This is a genomic window from Chitinophaga rupis (assembly GCF_900109685.1).
Classification (GTDB): Bacteria; Bacteroidota; Bacteroidia; order Chitinophagales; family Chitinophagaceae; genus Chitinophaga; species Chitinophaga rupis.
Genome location: NZ_FOBB01000001.1, coordinates 36,254 through 59,520 on the forward strand (window position 1 = coordinate 36,254; position 23,267 = coordinate 59,520).

Here is a 23,267-nt window from a genome sequence, read left to right on the forward strand (position 1 = left end):
TCTTATCCCTGTTTATACAATATCCACGCGCCGGTGAGCAGCATATTTACGATGGCGATCGGGATCATAATATTCCATCCCAGGCGCATCAGCTGATCATAACGGAACCGTGGAATGGTCCACCGTACCCACATAAAGAGGAACAGGAAGCATATTATCTTAATAAATAAAGCTACAAATCCAAGAATGGTGATCAGGTTAGCATCCAGGCCCAGGCTATCCATAAAAGGAAAGCTGTAACCGCCAAAATACATACTGGCCATGAGTGCAGAGCTGATGAACATGTTGATATATTCTGCAAACAGGTAAAAGCCCAGCTTCATAGAAGAGTATTCCAGGTGATAACCGCCGTTCAGTTCATTCTCTGCTTCCGGCAGGTCAAACGGGGTACGGTTACACTCTGCAAAAGCGCAGATCAGGAAGATGATAAAACCTAATGGCTGGTATACTACGTTCCAGTAGCTATGGCGTTGCTGCTCTACAATATCCTTCAGGCTCAGGGACCCGGTCAGCATCAGCAGGGCTATTAGGGAAAGGCCCATGGCCAGCTCATAGGAAATGATCTGCGAAGCGGCACGTATAGAAGCCAGCAGCGAATATTTATTGTTGGAGGCCCAGCCGCCTAACATAATGCCATACACGCCCAGGCTCACTACTCCAAAAATGTATAAGATACCGATGTTAATGTCTGCTACCTGCAGGGATACCTGCCTGCCTCCAATGGTAAGCGTATCGCCCCAGGGAATTACCGCACTGGTCATACAGGCTACCAGCATAGCCAGGGAAGGCCCCAGGATGAACAGGAAACGATGAGAGAGGGTGGGAATGATCTCCTCCTTGAAAAAGAGCTTTCCCCCATCAGCCAAAGGCTGCAGCAGCCCCATAAAACCGGCCCGGTTAGGACCGCGCCTGTCCTGTATAATAGCAGCAACCTTTCTTTCTCCCCAGGTTGAATACATGGCTACTCCCAATGACAGTGCCAGCACCCCTGAGATGAGCGCTATCTTTTCAATTATAAAGAACCAGTCTATGTTCATCAATTACGAATTTATGCTTAGTGCTGAACGCTTAATGCCGAACGCTGATCGTGTTTTGCTTTAAGCTTTCCATTTTGTGCTTTATGCTTTGTGCTTTGCGCTTTTTGCGTTAAGCATTCGGCGTTTAGCGTTTAGCGTTATTAAAGTCATCCGAATGCGCAGGCCCGTCTATCTTAGACAGGTCTATCTCCGGACGGTTCACCTGACTTACGCTATGGATATCCATGAGCAGGCGTGGCTGGCGGCCGTCCATTACTTCGACAAGAGTATCTTTCGGTTTAACCGTACCTACATAATGGCCCTGTGAGATCACGCTGTGACGGTCAATTTTGCGCGGGCCTTCAATGGTCCAGGCGCTGGCCTCTTTGGTATCAAAGCGGCAGGTATCGCAAATAAAATCTTCTACCTCACCATATTTATCCTTGCGGGCCGTTACACGGAATATTTCATCACCGCGCATCCACAGTACGGTTTTACCGCAGCACTTATCACAGTTACGGTGCGCATCTACCGGTTTCAGGAACCATACGCGGTTCTTGAAGCGGAAAGTTCTGTCTGTTAAGGCGCCTACAGGGCATACATCGATCACGTTGCCAATGAACTCACTGGTCAGCGCTTTTTGAATGTAAGTACCGATCTCAGATGCCTCACCACGGTTCAATACGCCATGCACACGGTTGTTGGTAAGCTGGTCGGCGGTGTATACACAACGGTAGCAAAGAATGCAGCGCGTCATGTGCAGCTTGATGTTATCGCCAATATCTACCTGTTCAAATGTTCTGCGTTTAAACTCATAGCGGGTACCATCTGCACCGTGCTCATAACCCAGATCCTGCAAATGGCATTCGCCCGCCTGGTCGCAGATAGGGCAATCCAGCGGGTGATTCAGCAGCAGGAACTCTACTACACCTTTACGGGCGTCCTGTACTTCGGGAGAGGTGATGTTGGCTACTTCCATACCATCCATTACAGTGGTACGGCAGCTGGCTACCAGCTTGGGCATAGGGCGGGGATCGGCCTCAGAACCTTTGGTTACTTTTACCAGGCAGGTACGGCATTTACCACCACTGCCCTGTAACTTGGAATAATAACACATTGCCGGCGGCACTATATCTCCTCCTATCTGCCGGGCTGCATTCAGGATGGTTGTTCCCGGCTCCACTTCCACGGAGATATTATCAATCTTAACCTTGAATAGTTTCTTTTCTTCAGCCATGTTTATATGTTTAAAGCTGTGGCATTACACTGCTGCTGCTGCAACAGGTAAAGGATCGGCGTAATGTGCAATACCAAAATTGCGCTGCTGCGCGGCATTCGGATTTTTCACGTGCCATTCAAATTCATCACGGAAGTGACGGATGGCAGCCGCTACCGGCCATGCAGCCGCATCGCCCAGCGGGCAAATGGTATTACCTTCTATTTTACGTTGTATATCCCACAGCAGGTCTATATCACTCATCTTGCCTTTACCATACTCAATGTTATGGAGCACACGTTTCATCCAGCCGGTACCTTCGCGGCAGGGGCTGCACTGTCCGCAGCTTTCATGATGGTAAAAGCGGGCCAGTGTATAGGTATTGCGTACCACGCACTGGTCCTCATCCAGCACTACAAAACCGCCGGAGCCCATCATAGAGCCCGTGGCAAAACCACCGTCGTTCAGGCTTTCGTAGGTCATCATGCGGGTTTCGCCCTTGGCTGTTTTCAACAGCAGGTTAGCCGGCAGAATGGGTACGGAAGATCCACCCGGAATGCAGGCCTTCAGGCGCTTGCCTTTGGGAATGCCTCCGCAGTATTCATCTGAATAAATGAACTCTTCTACGGAGATGGTCATATCAATTTCATATACCCCCGGCTTTTTAATATTGCCGCAGGCTGAAATGAGCTTGGTACCGGTTGATTTGCCGATACCTATTTTCGCATATTCCTCACCACCTATATTAATGATGGGCACTACTGCCGCTAAAGTTTCCACGTTATTTACCACGGTAGGGCACTGCCACAAGCCCTTTACAGCCGGGAATGGCGGCTTAATGCGGGGATTACCGCGTTTGCCTTCCAGTGATTCTATCAAAGCAGTTTCCTCCCCGCAGATATAAGCGCCGGCGCCGCGCTGCACATATATTTCCAGGTCAAAACCGGTACCCTGTATGTTCTTACCTAACCAGCCGTTCTGTTTGGCTTCTGCAATGGCCTCTTCCAGTATGTCCGGGATCCAGGCATACTCCCCACGGATATAGATATACGTGCTGTGAGAGCCCAGTGCATAGCTGGCTATCAATAACCCCTCTATTAACAGGTGGGGTAAAAATTCCATCAGGTAGCGGTCTTTGAAAGTACCGGGTTCAGATTCATCTGCATTACAAACCAGGTAACGGGGCACGCCTTCCGGTTTGGCCAGGAAGCTCCACTTCATACCGGTAGGGAAACCCGCACCACCACGGCCACGCAGGCCGCTCTTCTTCACCTCTTCCACCACCAGGTCGGGGCTCATGGTCTTAAACACTTTGCCAGCAGCCTCATACCCGCCATTTTTCCGGTAGGTATCATAATACCGGATGCCCTCTATATGTGCCTTATCTAAAAGTAATTTGCGTCCCATATACTCGTTTATTATCCGCCTTACTTGTTCTTTAGTTTGCGTTTGCTTTTGACCTGCATTCTGCAATAATTGCATCTACCTTTTCGGGGGTCAGGTGCTCCCGGAAGTGTTTGCCCAGCTGCATCATGGGTGCGTAACCACAGGCGCCCAGGCACTCTACCGTTTTAAGGGTGAAAAGGCCGTCCGGCGTGGTTTCACCAACGCCAATCTTCAGCTTTTGCTTTATGTAGTCAATGATCTGGTCAGAGCCATTGAGCATGCAGGGACCGGTCTGGCATACTTCAAACAGGTATTTGCCTACCGGCTTCAGGTTAAACATGCTGTAAAAGGTAGCTACCTCATACACTTCAATAGGCGTGATCTGCAGCAGGGAGCCAACGTAATCCATTGTCTCCGGGCTTAACCAGCCACCAAACTCTTCCTGCGCCAGGTGCAGCAACGGTATCAGCGCGCTTTTCTGCTTCCCTTCCGGGTAGCGTGCAATGATCTCTTTTACTTTATTCAGTTTCTCTTCTGAAAACATAGAAAAAAATTAAAAATTGAAAAGCAAAAAAGTAAACACGGGTTTGATCCGTTCTTCTTTTTACGTTTTTCCTTTTGCTTTACTAAGCATCCAGCTCTCCTGCTATCAGGTTCAGGCTGCTCAGGCAAATAATAGCATCACTCAGCATAGCGCCTTTTACCAGCTCCGGGTAGGCCTGGTAATAAATAAAGCAAGGACGCCGGAAATGCAAACGGTACGGACTACGGCCGCCATCACTGATCAAATAGAAACCCAGCTCCCCGTTAGCGCCTTCAACAGCGTTATACAGCTCGCCCGGTAAAATATCGGATTCACCCATAATGATCTTAAAGTGATAGATCAGGGCTTCCATTTTATTATATACATCCTGTTTTTCCGGCAGGTAATAGGCCGGTACATCAGCATGGTACACATCTTCCGGCAGGCCTTTCAGCTTATCCATTGCCTGGCGTATAATGCTGAGGCTTTGCCACATTTCTGCATTGCGCACCAGGTAACGGTCGTAACAGTCGCCGGTGCTGCCTACAGGTATGGTAAAATCAAAATCTTCGTAAGAGCTGTAGGGGTGTGCTACCCTTACATCATAGTCTACACCGGCGGCCCGTAAGTTCGGCCCGGTAAAACCATAGTTCATAGCCCTTTCTGCGCTGATAGCTCCTACCCCGGTAGTTCTGTCCACAAAAATGCGGTTACGGGTCATCAGGGTTTCAAACTCTTTGAGCGCTTTAGGATATTCTGCCAGGAATTTTTCTATTTTCTGGAAAGCAACCGGTGTAAAGTTCCTTTCAAAACCGCCTATACGGCCTATGTTGGTGGTAAGACGGGAGCCGCACACTTCTTCATAGATCTCATAAGCCAGCTCACGGAACTGCATCAGGTACAGGAAACCGGTAAAAGCGCCGGTATCCACCCCTACTACCCCGTTACAGATCAGGTGATCGGTAATACGGGCCAGCTCCATAATGATCACACGCAGGTAATCCACCCGCTTAGGTGTTTGAATGCCTAACAGCTTTTCTACGGTCAGGTGCCAGCCCATGTTGTTAATAGGGGAAGAACAGTAGTTCAGGCGGTCTGTTAACGGCGTGATCTGGTAATAGGGACGGCGTTCTGCGATCTTCTCAAATGCACGGTGAATATACCCTACGGTAGATTCTGCGCTCATTACCCGCTCACCATCTATTTCCAGTATATTCTGAAACACGCCATGCGTGGCCGGGTGCGTAGGACCCAGGTTCAGCGTGGTGGTTTGCTTTTCCACGGAGCCTTGCGGCAAATGTATATGTTGCTGCTCTGACATAGTCAAATGAATAATGAAGAATTAATAATGAAGAATGAAGAATTCGTGTCGAGGTGTTTCACTGCAATGCGATTATTCATTATTAATTATTAATTGTTAATTGATTTAGCGTCCAAACATCTCGTCATCCTTATCTATACGGCTCTGGTCTTCCAGCGGGAATTCCTTGCGCATAGGGAAATACGTCATTTCATCCACATTCAGGATACGTTTTAGATTCGGGTGACCTACAAAGTCAACCCCGAAGAAATCATAAGATTCCCGTTCCATCCAGTTAGCGGATTCAAATAGTTTGGTAGCTGTAAATACCTGAGGTGCTGCAACAGGAACAAATACCTTAAAACGCAGCCGTACTTTTTCGCGGAAGTTATAAAGGTGGTATACTACGGCCAGTTCTGCATCTACCTGGTGGGGATAGTGCACCGCAGTAAGGTCTGTTAAAAAACGGAATTGCAGCTCCTCATCATCGTACAGGAACTGCATTACTTTCAGGTTGAGGGCGGCAGGTGCTGCAAAGGACAGTACGCCAAAAGATTCTTCAAAATTGGTTAAGGCCTCTCCAAACTTTTCAACCAATCTTTGTTTTATATAGTCGTTTGTCAAAGACATCCGATTTCAGATTTACGATTTACGATTCTTGATTTACTGGATGCCATATTCATTCATCAGATCCTGGTAACGTTGTGAGTGACGGCGGCGCATGCTTTCCTGGCCTACCAGGTCCTGGATGCGCATAAAACCGTCCAGGATAGCCTCCGGCCGGGGCGGACAACCCGGTACATATACATCCACCGGTATTACCTGGTCTATACCCTGCAGTACAGAATACGTATCAAACACACCACCGCTGCATGCGCAGGCGCCTACGGCTATTACCCAGCGGGGTTCTGCCATCTGCAAATATACCTGGCGCAATACCGGCCCCATTTTTTTGGCAATGGTACCCATTACCATCAGCAGATCACACTGGCGGGGCGTGAAAGCCATACGCTCAGAGCCAAACCTGGCCAGGTCATAATGCGAGGCGGCTGTGGCCATAAATTCAATACCACAACAGGATGTGGCAAAAGGTAACGGCCAGATTGAGTTTTTACGCGCCAACCCAATTACCTTATCAAAAGAGGTAGCAAAAAACCCCTCACTGGAATACCCTTCGGGCATTTCCACCATCTTCACTTTTGTATTATGCGAAACCGGACGTGCCATAGACAATCCCTCCTAAAAATTTAAATACGGTTTATAATTGTATTGCTACTTTTCTCTTAATCCTCCCACTTCAGGGCGCCCTTCTTAATAATGTAAAAGAAGCCGCCCATAAAGAACGCTACAAACATCAGCATAGCAAAAAATCCGTCCCAGCCCAGCTCCTTAAAATTTACTGCATAGGGGTAGAAGAAGATCACCTCTACATCAAACAGTACAAACAGGATGGCAGTCAGGAAATATTTAATAGCCACAGGTTGCCGGGCATTCCCGATCTGTTCTATTCCACTTTCAAAGTTAATCAGTTTGTCTTTGGTTTTCCTTTTCGGTCCCAGGAAATGCGTTGCCAGCATGGTAATGCCTACGAAGCCTACGGCAGCCAAAAGCTGCAAAACAATAGGAAAATAGCTGAAAGGAGTAGTTGCTGACAATAGTTCAATGTCTAAAAACATAAGCTTCCCAATAAAACGTTCACGCGAATGTGCAAAAGTACTGCAACAAACGGCAAAATACAAATCTGTGAACGTCTAAAATATTATCTTTTTTTACCAAACGGAAACTTAAAAACCCCGGCGGTACGCTGTGATGCCCCGTATGCAATGATTTTTAATGCGTGTTAACCGCGTTTTAATAAGTATGCCACACCGCTTGGGTGTGGCACACATCGTTAACCATTCATTACGAATGAATTATCTTTTATCTATGCCCGGATCTGTTGCCGGACTGGCCCTTGGGGGCCGTTTTATTAGTATTGGAAATGTTTTCCTTGATCTGCTTGGCCGCCTCGCTGGTGGGATCCAGCGCCAGCAGCTTATTCATGTATTTTTCCAGGTTGGGCTTGTCTTCCTTATTATAATAGTACACCATAATATAGGTGTAAGCTTTCACCAGCCCTACCTTGTTCTTGGCAGGATCGGATTCGGCCATGGTAATATACTTTTCGTAATAAGGCACTGCCAGTCCCTTCTTAGCCTCCGGATCTTTTACCGCATTTACCGAGCCCCGCCAGTAAACACCGGTGGTAATGTCCGGAAACTTTTCGGCCAGCACGCCAAAAGCGCTATCTGCACGGTTCAGCATCAGGGTATCCGGCGGAGTGGTGTTACCGGCTGCCCGGAAGTAGTTTTGTCCTACATTATAATAGTCCAGCGCACCCAGCGTTTCCTTTTGCTGTGTTTTCAGGTCTATTATTTTCTTATACCAGTCCGCGGCCTTATCAAAGGCTTCCACGTTAATATAAGCCTTGGCTACATCTTCATAGCGGGCCACATCTTTAGTGGTATCCAGGGTCGCGTATTTTTCCAAGTATTCCAGCGACTGTTTATTAAGAGCGGCCTGCTGGGTAGAGTCCGGGGCTTTTATCCGGCCATAAATAGCGCTCAGCAGCTTATAGTCCAGCACTTCCAGCTTTTCCGGTGGAGTAGCTTTCGTGTAGTCATCCATCGTTTTCTTGGCATTTACAGAATCGCCTTTTTGCAGGTAGGCATCGGCCATCAGGCGGGTAAACTTGCCTTTATAGGCATCCGTTGCCTGTGGCAATACGCTTTTTGCTTTAGCAATGGCCGCATCATAATCTTTTTTATAAAAGGAGATGGCAGCCAGGTTGTACTCATTTTCCAGCTTACCGGCGCCGGCGCCTACCACATCAATGTATTTCTGCAGATATTTGGCAGCGTTCTCCAGAGAAAGCTGGTTTTTAGTGGGCGTAATGTAAAACTGGTATAATTCGTAATATGCCGGGCCATAATTAGGGTCCATAGTGGTAGCCTTGGTCCAGTCATTCACCGCTTCCTGCAGCAGCTTGGCATTGTAATTTACCAGCCCCTGTTTGGTGACGGCTTCTGCCCGGTTAGGTTCCAGCTCCAGGGCCTTTTCGTAGGTGGTAATGGCTTTACCGCCATTTTCCCCACCCAGGGCACGGTAAGCATCTCCCAGCTCAATATAATCCGCTGCAGTAGCAGTATACTGATCCTTCTTTTTACGCCCGGTATTGTTCAGGAGCTTTTCCATGATAGTCATGGCATACCCCCGGTCGCCCCCTTTAACTTCCGTATTAGCATCTGCAATGGCCCGCGCCACATCGCCATTAGCCCCCTGTGTGGCTGTACTGGCTGCTTCAAACTTTTGTTTGGCGGCAGCGGCATTTCCATTTAGCAGATCAATACGGCCCATGCCCGCCTGTAACAGCGGGGAATTAGGTACGGCCTGCAATCCTTTCTGAAAGGCAGCAGCGGCAGCATCCTTGTTTTCCAGCCCCAGCTCCGCCATACCTAAATAATAATAGGCACGGTCGTCGGGTTTGGCGGCACTCAGCTTAGTGAATGTTTGTTTGGCAGATTCGTATTTATCGTAATACAGATCCTTCAGCCCATCTTCTATGGATTGAGCCATTATGTTATTAGCAATGCAAAGTAACGTTGCAATAAAAAGTTGCTGTCTCATGCGGTCTGATTTTGTGATATAAACCAGTTGTCTCCTTATCCTTTACTCTTACTGTAATATAACAAAAATCGGGCGGAACCGGAACTATTAAAAAGTTAAAAAGGGGAGCGCTTTGACGGCACTCCCCTTTTCAGGAAAAATATTCTAACTGGAAAAATTATTTCTTGTTCTGACCTTCTTTAGCAGGTTTGGGACCGGGTTTAGCATTGCTTTTTGCAGTGCTGGCCAGGTTCTCCTGGATCTGCTTGGCAGCAGGATCATTCGGGTTCAGTGATAAAACCTTATCCATCCAGGTTTTCAGGTTGGTTTTATCTTCTTTATTATAATAATAGATCATCATGTATTGATAAGGATACATCAGCAGGTTAGGTTTTACTTTACTTTCGCCACCTACTTCAAAGAATTTTGTGAAGTAAGGTACTGCAGAACCTTCTTTTGCTTCTTTATCATTCAGCATGTTGGCACGGCCTCTCCAGTATAAGCCAAGCGCTTCCTGAGTGGGATATTTGCTTACGAAAGTACCGAAGGTAGAATCCGCATCTTTAGGCTTGTTAGCGTAGATCTCCATGGTGCCTTTCCAGAAATAATCCTGGATCTTGCCAGTGTTCTGCTCATCAGTAAAGTCTGTGGTAAGCTTACCATACCATTCAGCAGAACGGTCATAATCGCGCAGGCTCTTAAATTTCTCTGCTACTTCGCGGTAGTGGTCTACGTCCTTGGTAGTATCCAGGGAAGCGTATTTTTCCAGGTACAGGGAAGCCAGTGAATCAACCACTGCAGCCTGCACGCTGTCCTTAATTTTTACGCGGCCGTAAATTTCGCTCAGCAGCTTATAGTCGTTAGGTTCGAGCTTGCTTTCGCCAGCGGTTTTTACGTATTCGTCGATGGTTTGTTTTGCTGTCATGGAATCACCTTTCTGCAGGTAAGCATCTGCCAGCAGGCGGGTGAATTTACCTTTTTCTTCAGCAGGTACCTGCGGTAATACAGTTTTTGCTTTATTGATAGCTGCATCATAATCTTTCTTATAGAAAGAGATGGCGGCCAGGTAATATTCATTTTTCAGCTTATCAGCAGGGTCCCCTACTTCCATATATTTCTGCAGGTATTCTGCTGCTTTATCCCAGGAGAGCTGATTCTTTTTAGGTGTGATGTAGAACTCAAACAGCTCAAAGAATGCAGGTGCATACTTAGGATCGGTATTGGTAGCCTTGGTCCAGTCGTTCACTGCTTCCTGTAACAGTTTGGCGTTGTAGTTCACCAAACCTTGTTTCATGATCGCTTCTGCATTATTAGGTTCCAGCTCCAGCGCTTTCTCGTAAGTGGAAATGGCTTTACCACCATTTTCACCACCCAGTACGCGGTAAGCATCACCCAGCTCAATATAATCAGCTGCAGTAGCAGTATATTGTTCTTTCTTTTTACGGCCTTCGTTATTCAGCAGTTTTTCCATGGTGCTCAGCGCATAACCATGGTCGCCGCCTTTTATGGAGGAGTTAGCGTCCGCAATAGCGCGGGCTACATCGCCATTACGGCCTTGGGTAGCAGTAGCAGCAGCTTCAAATTTTTGTTTGGCTGCAGCTGCGTTATTGTTGATCAGGTCTATACGGCCCATACCTACCTGTAATAAAGGTGAGTTGGGGATAGCCTGTAATCCTTTCTGAAAGTCAGCAGCGGCAGCATCTTTATTTTCCAGGCTCAGATCTGCAATACCCATATAGTAGTATGCTCTCTCATCTGGTTTAGCGGCGGCTACTTTTTCAAATGTTTCTTTGGCAGATTTGTATTTACCGTAGTACATGTCCTTTAAGCCATCTTCTACAGATTGAGCCATTACGCCATTCGCGACGCACAGCAATGCTACAATTAAGCTTTTCCGTCTGTTCATGAGCAATCTGGTTTTAGTTGTGTTGTGTTTTTTTGCTTTATTGAATATTGGCTTCCCTGAACACCGCATTAATCTTAGCAGGGAATAATCTGAATTTCTTAATCACCAACTGGCCTTCATAACTGCCGAGGAAGGTTGCAAATCCCGTGCCTAAGCCCCGATAGGGCTCTCTGAGCACAAAGAAGCAACCACGTTTCAGCGGGTAAGAGCCGGTAGCAATGTATGCCTGGTAAGGCTTTACAAATTCGGAGCCATAGTCGGCCCGCACTTTTACTACCGTAGCTTTGCTGGTAAACTCGATCGATGTAGAATCATTCGGATCAGAGATCCAGTTCACACCGATCACACCGATGGCGGCTTTATTCTTTGTAACGTAGTCCACAACTTCCGGATTAGTTTTAGCCGCCATGGTATTAGGCGGCAGCGGTTTTCCTTTATTCAGGGAATCGCGTATATACCTTACGGTACTGGAATTTTCGTTATCAAAAACAATTTGCCATTTGCGTTCTGTGTCGGTACCATCCATAACGTGGCGTACCTGATCCATAGTTAGAATGGAATCAGGATTCTCATGGTTAGTAACCAGCGCCAGCGCGTCCCAGGCCAGCAGCATGCTTTGCGGAGTAATCTTTAACTCTTTAAAGTAGGCTTTTTCTTGATCCGTTAATTCGCGCGTGACAATGACCATGCGCGCACTATCATTTAAAAGATCTTTAAAACATTCCGCCTCCGGTTTATATTCCGCCACAATCTTTGTTTTGGGATACAGGGAGTGAAATACTTTCAGCTCTGCTTCTATCAGCGGTTCATACGTTTCATCTACACTAATATGGATCGTGCCTGTTGTGGGCGTATCCAAAGGTTGCTTCCCATTACCGCCATTGTTGCATGCAAACAGGCCACCAGCCAACAATGCCAGCCAGGCCGCCTTATGCTTTATTCCTTTCAAAAACATAATATAGCCGGTTAGTTTTCTTCTGTTCGTTTGTCAAAAAATAATTGCTTAATACCCCTGTACACACGAAATAATCCATACGCCACCAGTATTGCACCAAAAATATTCATCACCCATGGGTCCAATCTAAAGTTGCCTAAACCCAGTTTTTCAGCAAAGAAGGCAAAGAGTCCAAAGAGCAGAAAAAATATACCTCTTAACAATTCCCCCAGTGGGCGGTACGCTATCTGTATCCGCCTGTTACTTGATCTTTCCTGTTGCATTAGCATGATAGTAAGTTACAATTATACAAAAATTATTTTTTTAATCTCACATATTCAAAGCCAGTAAAATGTTAAAACTCCGGGCCTATATGTGTTAAAATGGCCGTTGCTGCTGGCTTTGCGGGCATTAACTTTTTTTGTTCCTTATTTATTGTTAATATATTTAACAATTGGGTATGAAGGTGTTAAGCGACCGTTAATGCAGTGGCTGTATGTGCCGGCCTTTGATAAATAGATGCGGGCCGCACCTATTTTCCATATAGGGACTTCCCGTAAAATCTTGTAGGTTTGCGGTCCCGGCCAAACCGGGCGCTCATATGAAAGTATTAATGGTATGCCTGGGCAATATTTGCCGCTCTCCGCTGGCAGAAGGCGTTTTACGACAGCTGGCACAAAAAAAGGGACTTAACTGGGATATTGATTCAGCAGGCACGGGCAGCTGGCATATTGGCGACCCACCGGATCACCGCTCTGTAAAAGTGGCCCGGCAGCACGGGGTGGATATTTCAGGGCTCCGGGGAAGGCAGTTTGGTGTGGCAGACTTTCAGCAGTTTGACCGCATTTATGTGATGGACCTGGACAATTACCGCGATGTACTGCGGAAAGCCCGCAGTGAAGCCGACCGGGCGAAGGTGCAACTGCTGCTGGCCAACCAGCAGGAAGTCCCTGATCCCTGGTATGACGATAAACTTTTTGAGCCCGTATACCAGATGATATATAAGGCGTGTGAGCGGATAGTTAATAATGAAAAATGAATAATTAATAATCGTGGAGGAAGTAGCAGCAGTACGGTTAGGATTCCATATTAATTGTTCTTTGCAGTATTTGATTTTTCGTTTAACATGATCGTTCTTGATTATTAATCATTAATTCTTAATTATTAATTCAATGATAAAACCCAGCATTCCCAAGGGCACACGTGATTTTGGGCCGGCAGTGGTGAAGAAGCGGCAATATATTTTTCAAACCATCCGCGAAACGTTTGAGCTGTTCGGCTTTCAGCCACTGGAAACACCAGCCATGGAAAACCTGAGTACACTGACGGGTAAATACGGAGAAGAAGGTGATAAACTGATCTTTAAGATACTGGACAATGGCGAGATCTTAGGCCGTGCGCAACAAGCCAAGGATAGCCGGGAACTGGCTACCCTGATCTGTGAAAAGGCGTTGCGTTATGACCTCACCATTCCCTTTGCACGATACGTAGTGATGAACCAGCATGAGCTGGCCCTGCCTTTTAAACGTTACCAGATGCAACCTGTGTGGCGGGCCGACAGGCCGCAAAAAGGCCGCTACCGCGAGTTTTACCAGTGCGATGCTGATGTGGTGGGCAGCAACTCCCTGCTGAATGAAGTAGAATTACTGATGATCTACGACCGGGTATTCACTAAACTGGGAATGCAGGGCTACGAAGTGCGGGTAAATAACCGCAAGATCTTAAGCGGCCTGGCTGAAAAGATCGGGAAACCCGAACTGTTGATGGACATTACCATTGCCATTGATAAATTAGATAAAATTGGCGAGGCTGGTGTGAATGAGGAATTATTAAATCGCGGACTGAGCCAACAAGATGTGGACATAATCAACAACTTCCTGCGCATTGAGGGCAACAACACTGAAAAACTACAGCAATTGCAAACCTTGTTGCAGGGTTCAACTGTCGCGCAAAAAGGCATTGAAGAATTATCGTTTGTGCTGAACAGTGGTTTAGGCCGTTTTCAAGAGGCCCCGATCGTAGATGTAACGCTTGCACGCGGGCTGAATTATTATACCGGCATGATCGTAGAAGCCAAAGCGCCGGCAGCGGTAAAAATGGGCAGCATTGGCGGCGGCGGCCGTTATGACGACCTTACCGGGTTGTTTGGCCTGCCGGGTTTGTCTGGCGTAGGTATTTCATTTGGGGTAGACCGTATTTACGATGTGCTGGAGGAGCTGCAGCTGTTCCCTTCTACTGCGCAACAAGGCACCAAAGTATTATTCCTGAATTTAGGCGAGCAGGCTTTACCGGTGGCGTTTAACCATGTAATGCAGCTGCGCGATAAAGGTATTGCGGCAGAAGTATTTCATGAGCAGGCCAAAATGGATAAGCAAATGAAGTATGCGGATAAACGCGGTATTCCTTATGTAGTGATCATTGGGGAAAGTGAGCTGCAGGAAAATATGCTGAGTATTAAAAACCTGCAAACCGGCGAACAGCAGAAGATTGCAGCTGGTGAATTGTTAGGGTTTGCGTTTTAAATAAAAAAGCAAAAAGCAAAAATTAAAAAAGACGCGAAGATCATCCGCGTCTTTTTTAATTTTTGCTTTTTTACTTTTACTTTATTTATTAATCGCAACATTACTGCTCTTAAACGCTTCCAGCCCACATTTCAGCCAGCTGGCATATGCTTTTGCATCCGGCGTATAACCTACCGGGCGTGTAAGCAATTTTTCATCGGGGCTGATTAACACATAGAACGGTTGCGAGTTATTGCTGAAATTTTCTGTTTGCATAGTGGCAAACTTATCCCCTATTGTTTTTATTTCTTTCTTATGGCCTGTACCGGTAGTGAACAGGAACTGCGCATCTTCCGGCAGCAGCTTACGGTCATCTACGTATAGGGATACCAGTATGTAATCGTCTTTGATAATTGTTTTTACTTCATCCTTCGGCCATACATTTTCCTCCATCTTACGGCAATTCACACAAGCCCAGCCAGTGAAGTCCAGCAGTAAGGGTTTGTGCTGCGCTTTGGCCAGCTGTAAGGCTTTCTCATAATCATTGACCACATTGGCTTCCACGCCTTTTCCTTTGGCGGCATCCTCTCCATACACACTGTAGGTTAAGGGCGGCGGGAAACCGCTGATCAAGGCACGGTTTGCATAAGGCGTGTTGGTAACACCCGGTAACAGGTATAGTGTAAATGCCGCGAAAATAAGCGTAAACACCAAACGGGTTGGGCTCAATTTCTTCAGCGGCGCATCATGCGGGAAACGGATCTTACCCAGCAGGTATAATACAATACAAACACCAATGATGATCCAGATGCCAAAGAACACTTCCCGCTTTAACAGGCCCCAGTGTTTTACCAGGTCTGCATTGGAAAGGAACTTAATAGCCATGGCTACTTCCAGAAAGCCCAGCACCACTTTCACCGTTGTTAACCAGCCGCCGGATTTAGGTATTGAATTTAACCAGCCGGGGAACATGGCAAAAACGGCAAAAGGTAATGCCAGCGCAAAACCAAAACCGGCCATCCCCATGGTTAGCTGCATGGCCCCACCATCTGTTGAAAGGGAGCCTGCCAGCAGGGAACCTAATATAGGACCTGTGCAGGAAAAAGATACCAGCGCCAGGGTAAGCGCCATAAAGAAAATGCCAATAACCCCGCCTACGCTGGTCTTAGCATCCACCTTACTGGCTAAGCCGCTGGGCAGGGTGATCTCAAAGTAACCGAAGAATGAAATGGCAAATACAATGAAGATCACAAAGAAGGCCAGGTTCAGCCAGATGTTGGTAGAAATATTATTGAGTATTTCCGGGTTCAGGGAAGTTAAAAAGTGAAAGGGCAGGCTTAATAATACATAGATCAGGAAAATGAAAAAGCCGTACAAAGAGGCATTCATTACCCCTTTACTTTTTTCCTTTGTTTTTTTGGTAAAGAATGAAACGGTGAGCGGGATCATGGGAAACACACAGGGTGTTAGCAAGGCAATGAAACCACCCAGCATACCCAGTATGAAAATGCCCCACAGGCTTTTCTTTCCCTCATGCCCAATACCACCGCAGGTATTGGCAGGGCTGTCCAGTACAATATTATTGCGTTTCAGCGTTTGTGCAGCATCGCTTGATTCCTGTAAGCCGGCTGCTACACTGGTTAAGTTACCGGCTGCATCCAGGTTGAATTTAAAGGCTGTTTCTTCCGGACCCACTACTTCTTCGCCCTTAATGGCCATAAAGTTCACACTGCCGGCGACTTTATTGGCGCCGGGTTTCAGCTTTACGGTGGCCAGTAGCTCTACTTCGTTCTCAAAGAATTTGATGTTGGCATTATCCAGCAGCGGCTCTTTACGGCTATTCAATTTACCGGCTTCTGTTACATTTGTTAGGGTAGCGGTAGCTGCGGCGGTGGTATCCAGCACCACGCGGGTGTTGGGCTCATCATCGCTCATGGTGGTGGAAAACAGCTGCCAGCCTTTATCAATAGTACCTTTCAGGTGCAGCACATATTCGCCGTCATTTTTTTTCTCAGCGGAATATTGCCATTTTACCACGGGAGCCGTGGAATCCTGCGCATGGGCTACTGCAGTGGCGCCCAGCATGTATAGTAGAAATACGAACAAGTGCTTCATGGTGGTTTATCACGGAACTTTAAATAAAAAAATGGCAGTCCGCAGGGCTGCAATGGGCAGTGAATGGAAAAGTGTTGCATCTTATTTCATTCACGGCTGATTGCTGGCTGCAAACTGCCAGTTACAAATGATGAGTCAAATACTGCCTCACTTCCCTCCTACGCCTATTGCAAACTCAATCTCTTTGGGCGGCAGGCATTGGTGATCATCACATACCATGAACTCAACAGAGCCTTTTACTTTGGTAGCCGCTTTGCCTTTAATGGTAACGGTTTGTACAAAGTTTACCTGGTTCTCGTAATATTTTAATTCAGAATCAAAGTTCTTATCAAACGCTTTGTGCAGCTTACCATCTTCCTTTATGCGGCCGGTAGCAGCTACCAGCGGGTTTTTGCTGAACTTAAAGGAGGTAGGCACCGGTCCTTCACCGGCTTCCTGCGCGTACAGGTGCCATCCCGGATCTATGGTGGCTGTCATATGCAGCTCATAGGTCTTGTCATTGATCTTTTTGGATGCAAAGCTCCATTTTACCGGATTTTCGATCTGCGCACTTGCCAATACGGGCAAGGCAAACAAAAGCAGTGCAGTGAACAGTTTCTTCATAATCAATTTTCTTTTTAAATGGTTGGTTGGTTCTGGTTTTGGTGTCTTAATTATTTGCGATCAGGCTCTGGAATATCAGCTGACCGTCCCTATTATTCAGAGCGGCGCTGGTAGCACGCTCCGGATGTGGCATCATGCCAAAAACATTCCTTTCCTTATTACAGATACCGGCAATGCTGCGGAGGGCGCCGTTCGGGTTGGCAGCGTCCACAATATTGCCAAACTCATCGCAGTAGCGGAACAGCACCTGGTTGTACTTGAACAGGCTGTCCAGCGTGGCATCATCTGCATAATAGCGGCCTTCGCCATGGGCCACCGGTATCATCAGCGGACGACCGGTTACATCTTTAGTGAGGGAGGTGGCGGTATTTTCGCTTTTCAGGAAGATATTCTTACATACGAACTGCTGGTTCTCATTACGCAGCAGCACGCCCGGCAGCAAACCGGCTTCACACAGGATCTGGAAACCGTTACATACGCCTATTACACGGCCGCCTTTGTTGGCAAATTCAATTACGCTCTGCATCATAGGGCTGAACCTGGCTATGGCCCCGCAACGCAGGTAGTCGCCATAGGAAAAGCCACCCGGTAGTATAATACAGTCCTGTGTGGTAAAAGTGCTAATGTCTTTATCCTTATGCCATAATTCTATAACTTCCTGCCCCAGGTCATAACGCAGGGCATCTATCATATCATGGTCACAATTAGAACCAGGGAAGGTGACAACACCAAATTTCATGTGAAAATCTTTAATCAATAATACAGGTAAATTGCAAAATTAGGGAGCCGTCCGCACATTTCCATAGCCGTCTATACTAATCTAAGCATGTGCTAACAGGTTGATATGCTAATGCACTGACAAATAGTTCTATATATATTATTCTTATACCCCGCGGGTAAGCCGGCATTCATTTTTTAACTAAAATACTGCATTACAACCACGTAGCCCAGCGTAATAAAGTGGATGATATTGGCTACCGTTTCATTGGTAATGGTCCAGTATACATTGGCCACGAACATAGAAATAGGTAATATAGCCAGCACCCAATAGTCTGGTGAAAAATGCACATTAAACAAAGGCACCAGGATAGCCACCATCACAAAAACGATCTGCACAGCCCAGGTTTTACGTGTTTGAATCAGCATTTTCTTGAGCGGGCGCTGTAACAGCATCCACCCCAGGATAAAGAAGAACAGGCTGACTATTACAGCGCCCCATGCTTTATAATCACTTATAATTGGCAGGCTGAAACCTATACGGGGGATCCTTTTCAGCAAAGCCCCCTGGTTGGTGATGAACAGGTAAGTGCCCAGCAGGTACAGCGGGCATATGAGCCCCAGCAGGGCAATGATCCACTCTGCCAGCCGGAAGGGCCGCATAATAAGCAGGCTGATAAGCAGCAGCACGCAAAATACAATGGCCGGGAAGTAGAACAAGCCGGCAATACCCAGCGCAAAACCTATATTAAATACTACATCCCTTGCGGAAGTGCGTGTATACAGCTCCGTTGTACTGGAAAATACCCACAGCATAATACAGTTCACCAGCAAGGCCGGTGAAAATACATTCCAGCCCTGCCATAAAGAGGTAAAGAGCAGGTAGCTCATTGCCGGCAGATAGGTGGATTTGGGAAACAGGCGGTGGTGGTTAATGATCCTGGTGAGTAGCAGCGTTTGCAGGAACAGCAGCAGGATAGCTATGGAGGTAAAGAACAGCGGGCTTTTGCCTACCAGCACCTGCAGCCATTTTACCAGCAGGTCGTACAAAAGCCCCTCTGATCCGTCTGCAATAAAGGTTGACGGATGTAACAGGTAGAAAAACTTAACCAGTAACGTATATATTAACAGCAGCAATACCGTTAATGGATTGCCGGAGCGGAAAAATCTTACCACGGTGCAAAGGTGTGATTAAAAGTCAACTTTTGCAAAGCAAATATAATTCCTGTAAACACAGGGTATCAGTACGCTGCGGCTGCTGATCTGCTTCCCGTAGCGGGGCATCCAGGTAAACCCTTTGTCCAGGTTGCGCAGGGTAGGCAGGCGGCTGATCTTACCATCCGGCTGGATGCTATTATCCGTTAAGATATAGTTACGGCGGTCCAGCTCATTATACAGGAAACGCAGCTCACTGCCAATGTTCACCATTATATAGGAGAGGTACAGGTCGGCCCCATCATCAAACTGGCTTTTGCGTACAAAATTGCTCCATTGCGGGTTACCCTCATTATCAAATGACAGGATAGCTACATTATCATAGTGGTAGCGGTTCCCCTGTGAGTTATTCCATCCCCAGGGGTTATAATACATGGGGGAATACGGGGAATAATAATAGGAGTACGGGTACGACATGCCGCCGTATGGGCCGTACATATAGTTCCAGCGGTTCCAGGGCTGGTAGCGGGAGGTGGTGTAGAACGATTCTGCCGTTAACAGGAACCCTCCGTCTTTGGTATTAATGATCTTACGAATGAAATAATCGTTGAAAGCTGCATTGGTAGAGGATTCTCCACGGGCGTTCATTTTCAGCTCATTGGAGAACTGGGCCAGCTTTTCAAATACCTTCTGTTTCTGCTCATAGTCATATTTGCTGATGTACAGGCCTTCCACATTGCCCCGCTTCTGTTTGTAGTAAAAAGCAGTGATCAGGGCCCGGTGCTGGTTGTTATCCAGCTTCATTTTTACCTCATCCAGCAGCTGGTTCTGCAGATTCATGGGCGTGATCTCAAAGGAATCTACTGCGGACCTTTTGATCACCAGCTCCCCATTCACGGTATAATCCCGGTTGCTGGTACGTTCCAGCTTGGTAAATATCAGGTCGCCATTATTGGAAAGGTTAAAATTGCTGAGAAAGCTCTTTTTTTCCATAGGCAATGAAAGCCGGCTGTTATTTACAAAGTTGAAAGAGCTGTCATACTGGAAAGTGTAAAACACGTTGTTGTCCTCCTTATCCTGGTTGATCTTGTAGATCAGGATGCGGGCCTTATCTTCTGAATACTCTACGGAATACACTTTGTTTTCCTTGGAATAAAAACCAATGCGGGTAGAGTCTATTACGACAGGAGATTGTTCAAACTTGGCTTCGGGGTTCATGGTGGCGCAAACGCTGTACACGGCATCCTTACGCTGGAACTGGTAGATCATGAACACCTTGTTGGGGTAGGCCACAAAATCCATGCTGATGATCTTACGGGGTAAAAAGTCCAGCTTTACCCGCTGTTTCAGCTGCATGGCGTTGTCATATACGGACACCGCGTTATCACCCCGGTCACTTTTATACACCATGATGTTACCGCCTACCCGGCCTATAATTTCAAATTCAGTGCTTTTATAATCATCCCGTTCCGGTTCTGAGTAGGCTATTTTTTGGGCCATGAGTGATCCGCCACACAAAAGCAGGCAAGCCAGGAGAGAAAATCGGTATAGCATCGGTATATGTTTTAAATAATGTGGTAACGTAAATTCATTCTATATTGTTGTAGGCGACGGGCCATACCCATAGGAAAAATTTTACAGTCAAACCTACACGAAAATTTGCTTTTCGCAAAGAGTATGTGGTCCATAGTCAATGGTCCATAGTTCATAGCCTACTCCGGCACTACTTGTACTACGGATGAATGGACGAAGGCAATGATGCACGGCTGCTGCCTGTACCTGTAAAACCTGTCATACGCTAAAGGCGATGGACCATGGCCTGTGGACCATGGACTATTTACTTTTATTCTGTACATTTAGATAAATTTAATTCAGAACCGTTCTTTGCCTGATGGAAACAGTGTTAATTACCGGGGGTACGGGATTTATTGGAGAAGCGCTTACTCAACTGCTTACCGAACATGGATATCATGTAATTGTCCTAAGCCGTCAACCACATGCGCACACCAATTCCGCTAACAACCTGCTCACCTATGCTCATTGGGATGTGCGCCAGCAGGCCATAGATCTGGCGGCCGTGCAGGCGGCTGATTTTATTGTGCACCTGGCCGGGGCCAATGTAGCCGGCCACCGCTGGACCAGTGCCTATAAAAAAGAGATCGTAGACAGCCGCGTTCAAAGCAGCCAGCTGTTATTCAATACGTTACAGCAGCATCCTAATAAGGTGCGTAAATTCATCAGCGCTTCCGCCACCGGTTATTATGGTGAAAATCATAACGGCCTTCCCCCTTTTACAGAAATGGATCCACCTGCCACAGATTTCCTGGGCAATACCTGCCAAACCTGGGAAGCGGGCGCCCTGCAAATGGAACAGCTGGATAAAAAAGTAGTGATCTTCCGCACCGGTATAGCCTTAAACAAAAATGGCGGTGCACTAAAAGAATTTTATAAACCCCTGCAGTTTGGTTTTGCCACCATCCTGGGCAGCGGGGAACAATGGGTAAGCTGGATACACCTGCACGACCTGGTACGCCTTTACTTTAATGCAATTGTAAACCCGGGCTTAACCGGCATTTTTAATGCCGTGGCGCCAAAGCCGGTACAGCATAAGGACCTGATCATGACCATGGCCAAGGTGGCGAAGGGCAAAAGTTTTATTTCTGTACATGTACCTGCCTTTGCTTTGAAGCTGGGCTTAGGTGAGATGAGCACGGAGGTATTAAAAAGCGTCAACGCATCCTGCCAGAAGATACAGGACACCGGGTTCCAGTTCTCCTACCCGGAGATTGGTGCAGCAATGGAACAACTGCTGCAATAATTACGAATTGTCAATTACGAATTACGAATTGGCCGAATGTGTTGAGTTAAATGCTGAACGCGGAAATCTAAATGCACAATGCCTGATGCATAATGCCAGGCATCGGATGCAGAAAACTCTTTATGCATGCACTATTTCTTCCCCGCTCAACTCAATTCGTAATTCGTAATTGAAAATTATTTCACGATCCACCGGTTCACCATATTATCCGGGCCTTCCAGCACTACTTTATAAAAGCCTTTGGGCAGCTGTTGTACGTCTACTACTGCTTTTTCCTGTTCCAGCGGCACCTGTGCCAGCAGCTGGTAATCATCCTGGCCGCCTTCTTTGAACCGGTTGGTAGTGGTTACCCATATTTTCACCTTTCCTTTTTTAGCCATGGCCTTCCATTGCAGCTGTAGCTTGCCATCTGCATACACGGCCTGCGGCTGTACCAGGGATACAGGGCCTATAAGCGGCACCCCATCTACTTCCCGGGCGTTTGCTTCAGGGATATTAATTTTCATAAAGCGGGCAATGCTGGGCATAATATCTACTATACCCGGCTGGCCATGCTTAAAACAATCATTCAGCTGCTGCGCATTGGTTACCATCCAGGTGGTACGTTCCCGGTCCGACTGGCGGCCATGCCCCCGGCCGGTTACGCTATCGCGCCCATGATCCGTGGTAATGAAGATCAGCCAATCTTCCCCGAACTGTTTACGGCGGTACTGGATGGCGCTCCAGATGCGGCCTACCTGGTCATCTACCATCTTCACGGCATCGTACATTTTTTCACTGTCGCCAAAACGGTGGCCCATATCATCACTGTATTCCAGGTACACCCAGGAAAGGTCCGGCGCATTGGTACGGAGGTAGGCTGCGGCCTGGTTGGTCACGGTTTCATCTATCAGGTGAATGTACTGGCTGCTTTTATCATGCGGGTACTGTACCGTATCCAGCTCCAGCCCATCCACATGATGATCTATATGCAGGTACCCGGTTTGCTGCAGGCTATCGCCTACCAGCTTGGTACGGTTATCCAGCCAGGTAGAGAAAATAGCGGCTTGCTTTTGCGGGTAAGCCGCTTTAAAATAGCGGAACAGGCTCCAGTAATGGTAGTTCTGTGCGGCAATATCGTTATCCCATACATTGTGCTTATTCACCCAAACGCCTGTGAGCAGGCTGTTATAGCCTACTGCGGAAATAGTGGGTGTTTGAGAATAACCGCCCTTTTCCCCACCTACGTAAGCGCGGGTATAACCGCCTACCGCTGCAATACTGTCCATGTGCGGGGTGGGAACTTTTTCTTTTACATCTGCCGGAATACCGTCCACGATAATAAATACCGCCTTACGGGCGCCTTGCTGGGCGTAGAGGGTAAGACCTGAGAGCACTAACAGGAAGGTATATATGATCTTTTTCATACTTACATGGTTTTAAAAAGCAGCTG

Annotated in this window: 20 protein-coding genes; 3 read left to right on the forward strand and 17 right to left on the reverse strand. The window is 47.1% G+C overall.

The window, feature by feature from the left end; genetic code table 11:
• Window positions 1–2 precede the first annotated feature (2 nt).
• The 11 genes from nuoH to BMZ54_RS00195 form a co-directional block, all read right to left on the reverse strand.
• On the reverse strand, window positions 3–1,037 hold the full coding sequence (gene nuoH / locus BMZ54_RS00145; protein WP_202909099.1) for an NADH-quinone oxidoreductase subunit NuoH: 1,035 nt from the start codon (window positions 1,035–1,037) through the stop codon (window positions 3–5).
• Window positions 1,038–1,161: 124 nt separating this feature from the next.
• Window positions 1,162–2,253, reverse strand: coding sequence for an NADH-quinone oxidoreductase subunit G (locus tag BMZ54_RS00150; protein WP_089906142.1), 1,092 nt, complete (start codon window positions 2,251–2,253; stop codon window positions 1,162–1,164).
• 24 nt (window positions 2,254–2,277) lie between these two features.
• Entirely contained in the window at window positions 2,278–3,639 is a 1,362-nt protein-coding gene (gene nuoF / locus BMZ54_RS00155; RefSeq protein WP_089906143.1) for an NADH-quinone oxidoreductase subunit NuoF, read from the reverse strand.
• 31 nt (window positions 3,640–3,670) lie between these two features.
• Entirely contained in the window at window positions 3,671–4,162 is a 492-nt protein-coding gene (locus tag BMZ54_RS00160) for an NADH-quinone oxidoreductase subunit NuoE family protein (RefSeq protein ID WP_089906144.1), read from the reverse strand.
• 82 nt (window positions 4,163–4,244) lie between these two features.
• The gene (locus BMZ54_RS00165; RefSeq protein ID WP_089906145.1) at window positions 4,245–5,462 is read right to left on the reverse strand and encodes an NADH-quinone oxidoreductase subunit D; all 1,218 of its coding nucleotides are present in this window, start codon (window positions 5,460–5,462) and stop codon (window positions 4,245–4,247) included.
• A 105-nt stretch (window positions 5,463–5,567) separates the two neighbouring features.
• Window positions 5,568–6,071, reverse strand: a complete 504-nt coding sequence (locus BMZ54_RS00170; protein WP_089906146.1) for an NADH-quinone oxidoreductase subunit C — start codon at window positions 6,069–6,071, stop codon at window positions 5,568–5,570.
• A 33-nt stretch (window positions 6,072–6,104) separates the two neighbouring features.
• Complete coding sequence (locus BMZ54_RS00175) at window positions 6,105–6,668, reverse strand: NADH-quinone oxidoreductase subunit B (protein ID WP_089906147.1); 564 nt, start codon at window positions 6,666–6,668, stop codon at window positions 6,105–6,107.
• 56 nt (window positions 6,669–6,724) lie between these two features.
• Window positions 6,725–7,117 (reverse strand): NADH-quinone oxidoreductase subunit A, encoded by a 393-nt coding sequence (locus BMZ54_RS00180; RefSeq protein ID WP_089906148.1) that lies wholly within the window; start codon window positions 7,115–7,117, stop codon window positions 6,725–6,727.
• A gap of 244 nt (window positions 7,118–7,361) precedes the next feature.
• Window positions 7,362–9,107, reverse strand: coding sequence for a tetratricopeptide repeat protein (locus tag BMZ54_RS00185; RefSeq protein WP_143080862.1), 1,746 nt, complete (start codon window positions 9,105–9,107; stop codon window positions 7,362–7,364).
• A 157-nt stretch (window positions 9,108–9,264) separates the two neighbouring features.
• A complete protein-coding gene (locus BMZ54_RS00190) occupies window positions 9,265–10,992 on the reverse strand; it encodes a tetratricopeptide repeat protein (RefSeq protein ID WP_143080863.1) in 1,728 nt (575 codons plus the stop codon).
• A gap of 37 nt (window positions 10,993–11,029) precedes the next feature.
• Window positions 11,030–11,947 (reverse strand): substrate-binding domain-containing protein, encoded by a 918-nt coding sequence (locus tag BMZ54_RS00195; protein ID WP_089906151.1) that lies wholly within the window; start codon window positions 11,945–11,947, stop codon window positions 11,030–11,032.
• Between the two features lie 580 nt (window positions 11,948–12,527).
• Here BMZ54_RS00195 and BMZ54_RS00205 point away from each other — a divergent pair.
• Complete coding sequence (locus BMZ54_RS00205; RefSeq protein WP_089906153.1) at window positions 12,528–12,965, forward strand: low molecular weight protein-tyrosine-phosphatase; 438 nt, start codon at window positions 12,528–12,530, stop codon at window positions 12,963–12,965.
• A gap of 133 nt (window positions 12,966–13,098) precedes the next feature.
• A complete protein-coding gene (gene hisS / locus BMZ54_RS00210; RefSeq protein ID WP_089906154.1) occupies window positions 13,099–14,448 on the forward strand; it encodes a histidine--tRNA ligase in 1,350 nt (449 codons plus the stop codon).
• An 81-nt stretch (window positions 14,449–14,529) separates the two neighbouring features.
• On the opposite strand, the gene BMZ54_RS00215 is transcribed toward hisS, so the two are convergent.
• The 5 genes from BMZ54_RS00215 to BMZ54_RS00235 form a co-directional block, all read right to left on the reverse strand.
• Complete coding sequence (locus tag BMZ54_RS00215; RefSeq protein WP_089906155.1) at window positions 14,530–16,542, reverse strand: protein-disulfide reductase DsbD family protein; 2,013 nt, start codon at window positions 16,540–16,542, stop codon at window positions 14,530–14,532.
• Between the two features lie 147 nt (window positions 16,543–16,689).
• Entirely contained in the window at window positions 16,690–17,145 is a 456-nt protein-coding gene (locus BMZ54_RS00220) for a protein-disulfide reductase DsbD domain-containing protein (protein ID WP_089906156.1), read from the reverse strand.
• A gap of 46 nt (window positions 17,146–17,191) precedes the next feature.
• On the reverse strand, window positions 17,192–17,884 hold the full coding sequence (purQ, locus tag BMZ54_RS00225; RefSeq protein WP_089906157.1) for a phosphoribosylformylglycinamidine synthase subunit PurQ: 693 nt from the start codon (window positions 17,882–17,884) through the stop codon (window positions 17,192–17,194).
• Window positions 17,885–18,060: 176 nt separating this feature from the next.
• Window positions 18,061–19,038, reverse strand: a complete 978-nt coding sequence (locus tag BMZ54_RS00230) for a hypothetical protein (protein ID WP_089906158.1) — start codon at window positions 19,036–19,038, stop codon at window positions 18,061–18,063.
• A gap of 15 nt (window positions 19,039–19,053) precedes the next feature.
• Window positions 19,054–20,571: a hypothetical protein gene (locus BMZ54_RS00235; protein WP_143080864.1), complete on the reverse strand. Its 1,518-nt coding sequence runs from the start codon at window positions 20,569–20,571 to the stop codon at window positions 19,054–19,056.
• A gap of 337 nt (window positions 20,572–20,908) precedes the next feature.
• Here BMZ54_RS00235 and BMZ54_RS00240 point away from each other — a divergent pair, with 337 nt between their 5' ends.
• The gene (locus BMZ54_RS00240) at window positions 20,909–21,835 is read left to right on the forward strand and encodes a TIGR01777 family oxidoreductase (RefSeq protein WP_089906160.1); all 927 of its coding nucleotides are present in this window, start codon (window positions 20,909–20,911) and stop codon (window positions 21,833–21,835) included.
• A 176-nt stretch (window positions 21,836–22,011) separates the two neighbouring features.
• On the opposite strand, the gene BMZ54_RS00245 is transcribed toward BMZ54_RS00240, so the two are convergent.
• The gene (locus tag BMZ54_RS00245) at window positions 22,012–23,241 is read right to left on the reverse strand and encodes an alkaline phosphatase family protein (RefSeq protein WP_089906161.1); all 1,230 of its coding nucleotides are present in this window, start codon (window positions 23,239–23,241) and stop codon (window positions 22,012–22,014) included.
• Between the last annotated feature and the right edge of the window lie 26 nt (window positions 23,242–23,267).

Excerpts from the sequence above, each read along its gene's own strand:
- nuoH (WP_202909099.1), bottom strand. The coding sequence starts at position 1,037 with ATGAACATAGACTGGTTCTTTATAATTGAAAAGATAGCGCTCATCTCA.
- BMZ54_RS00150 (WP_089906142.1), bottom strand. The coding sequence starts at position 2,253 with ATGGCTGAAGAAAAGAAACTATTCAAGGTTAAGATTGATAATATCTCC.
- nuoF (WP_089906143.1), bottom strand. The coding sequence starts at position 3,639 with ATGGGACGCAAATTACTTTTAGATAAGGCACATATAGAGGGCATCCGG.
- BMZ54_RS00160 (WP_089906144.1), bottom strand. The coding sequence starts at position 4,162 with ATGTTTTCAGAAGAGAAACTGAATAAAGTAAAAGAGATCATTGCACGC.
- BMZ54_RS00165 (WP_089906145.1), bottom strand. The coding sequence starts at position 5,462 with ATGTCAGAGCAGCAACATATACATTTGCCGCAAGGCTCCGTGGAAAAG.
- BMZ54_RS00170 (WP_089906146.1), bottom strand. The coding sequence starts at position 6,071 with ATGTCTTTGACAAACGACTATATAAAACAAAGATTGGTTGAAAAGTTT.
- BMZ54_RS00175 (WP_089906147.1), bottom strand. The coding sequence starts at position 6,668 with ATGGCACGTCCGGTTTCGCATAATACAAAAGTGAAGATGGTGGAAATG.
- BMZ54_RS00180 (WP_089906148.1), bottom strand. The coding sequence starts at position 7,117 with ATGTTTTTAGACATTGAACTATTGTCAGCAACTACTCCTTTCAGCTAT.
- BMZ54_RS00185 (WP_143080862.1), bottom strand. The coding sequence starts at position 9,107 with ATGAGACAGCAACTTTTTATTGCAACGTTACTTTGCATTGCTAATAAC.
- BMZ54_RS00190 (WP_143080863.1), bottom strand. The coding sequence starts at position 10,992 with ATGAACAGACGGAAAAGCTTAATTGTAGCATTGCTGTGCGTCGCGAAT.
- BMZ54_RS00195 (WP_089906151.1), bottom strand. The coding sequence starts at position 11,947 with ATGTTTTTGAAAGGAATAAAGCATAAGGCGGCCTGGCTGGCATTGTTG.
- BMZ54_RS00205 (WP_089906153.1), top strand. The coding sequence starts at position 12,528 with ATGAAAGTATTAATGGTATGCCTGGGCAATATTTGCCGCTCTCCGCTG.
- hisS (WP_089906154.1), top strand. The coding sequence starts at position 13,099 with ATGATAAAACCCAGCATTCCCAAGGGCACACGTGATTTTGGGCCGGCA.
- BMZ54_RS00215 (WP_089906155.1), bottom strand. The coding sequence starts at position 16,542 with ATGAAGCACTTGTTCGTATTTCTACTATACATGCTGGGCGCCACTGCA.
- BMZ54_RS00220 (WP_089906156.1), bottom strand. The coding sequence starts at position 17,145 with ATGAAGAAACTGTTCACTGCACTGCTTTTGTTTGCCTTGCCCGTATTG.
- purQ (WP_089906157.1), bottom strand. The coding sequence starts at position 17,884 with ATGAAATTTGGTGTTGTCACCTTCCCTGGTTCTAATTGTGACCATGAT.
- BMZ54_RS00235 (WP_143080864.1), bottom strand. The coding sequence starts at position 20,571 with ATGCTATACCGATTTTCTCTCCTGGCTTGCCTGCTTTTGTGTGGCGGA.
- BMZ54_RS00240 (WP_089906160.1), top strand. The coding sequence starts at position 20,909 with ATGGAAACAGTGTTAATTACCGGGGGTACGGGATTTATTGGAGAAGCG.
- BMZ54_RS00245 (WP_089906161.1), bottom strand. The coding sequence starts at position 23,241 with ATGAAAAAGATCATATATACCTTCCTGTTAGTGCTCTCAGGTCTTACC.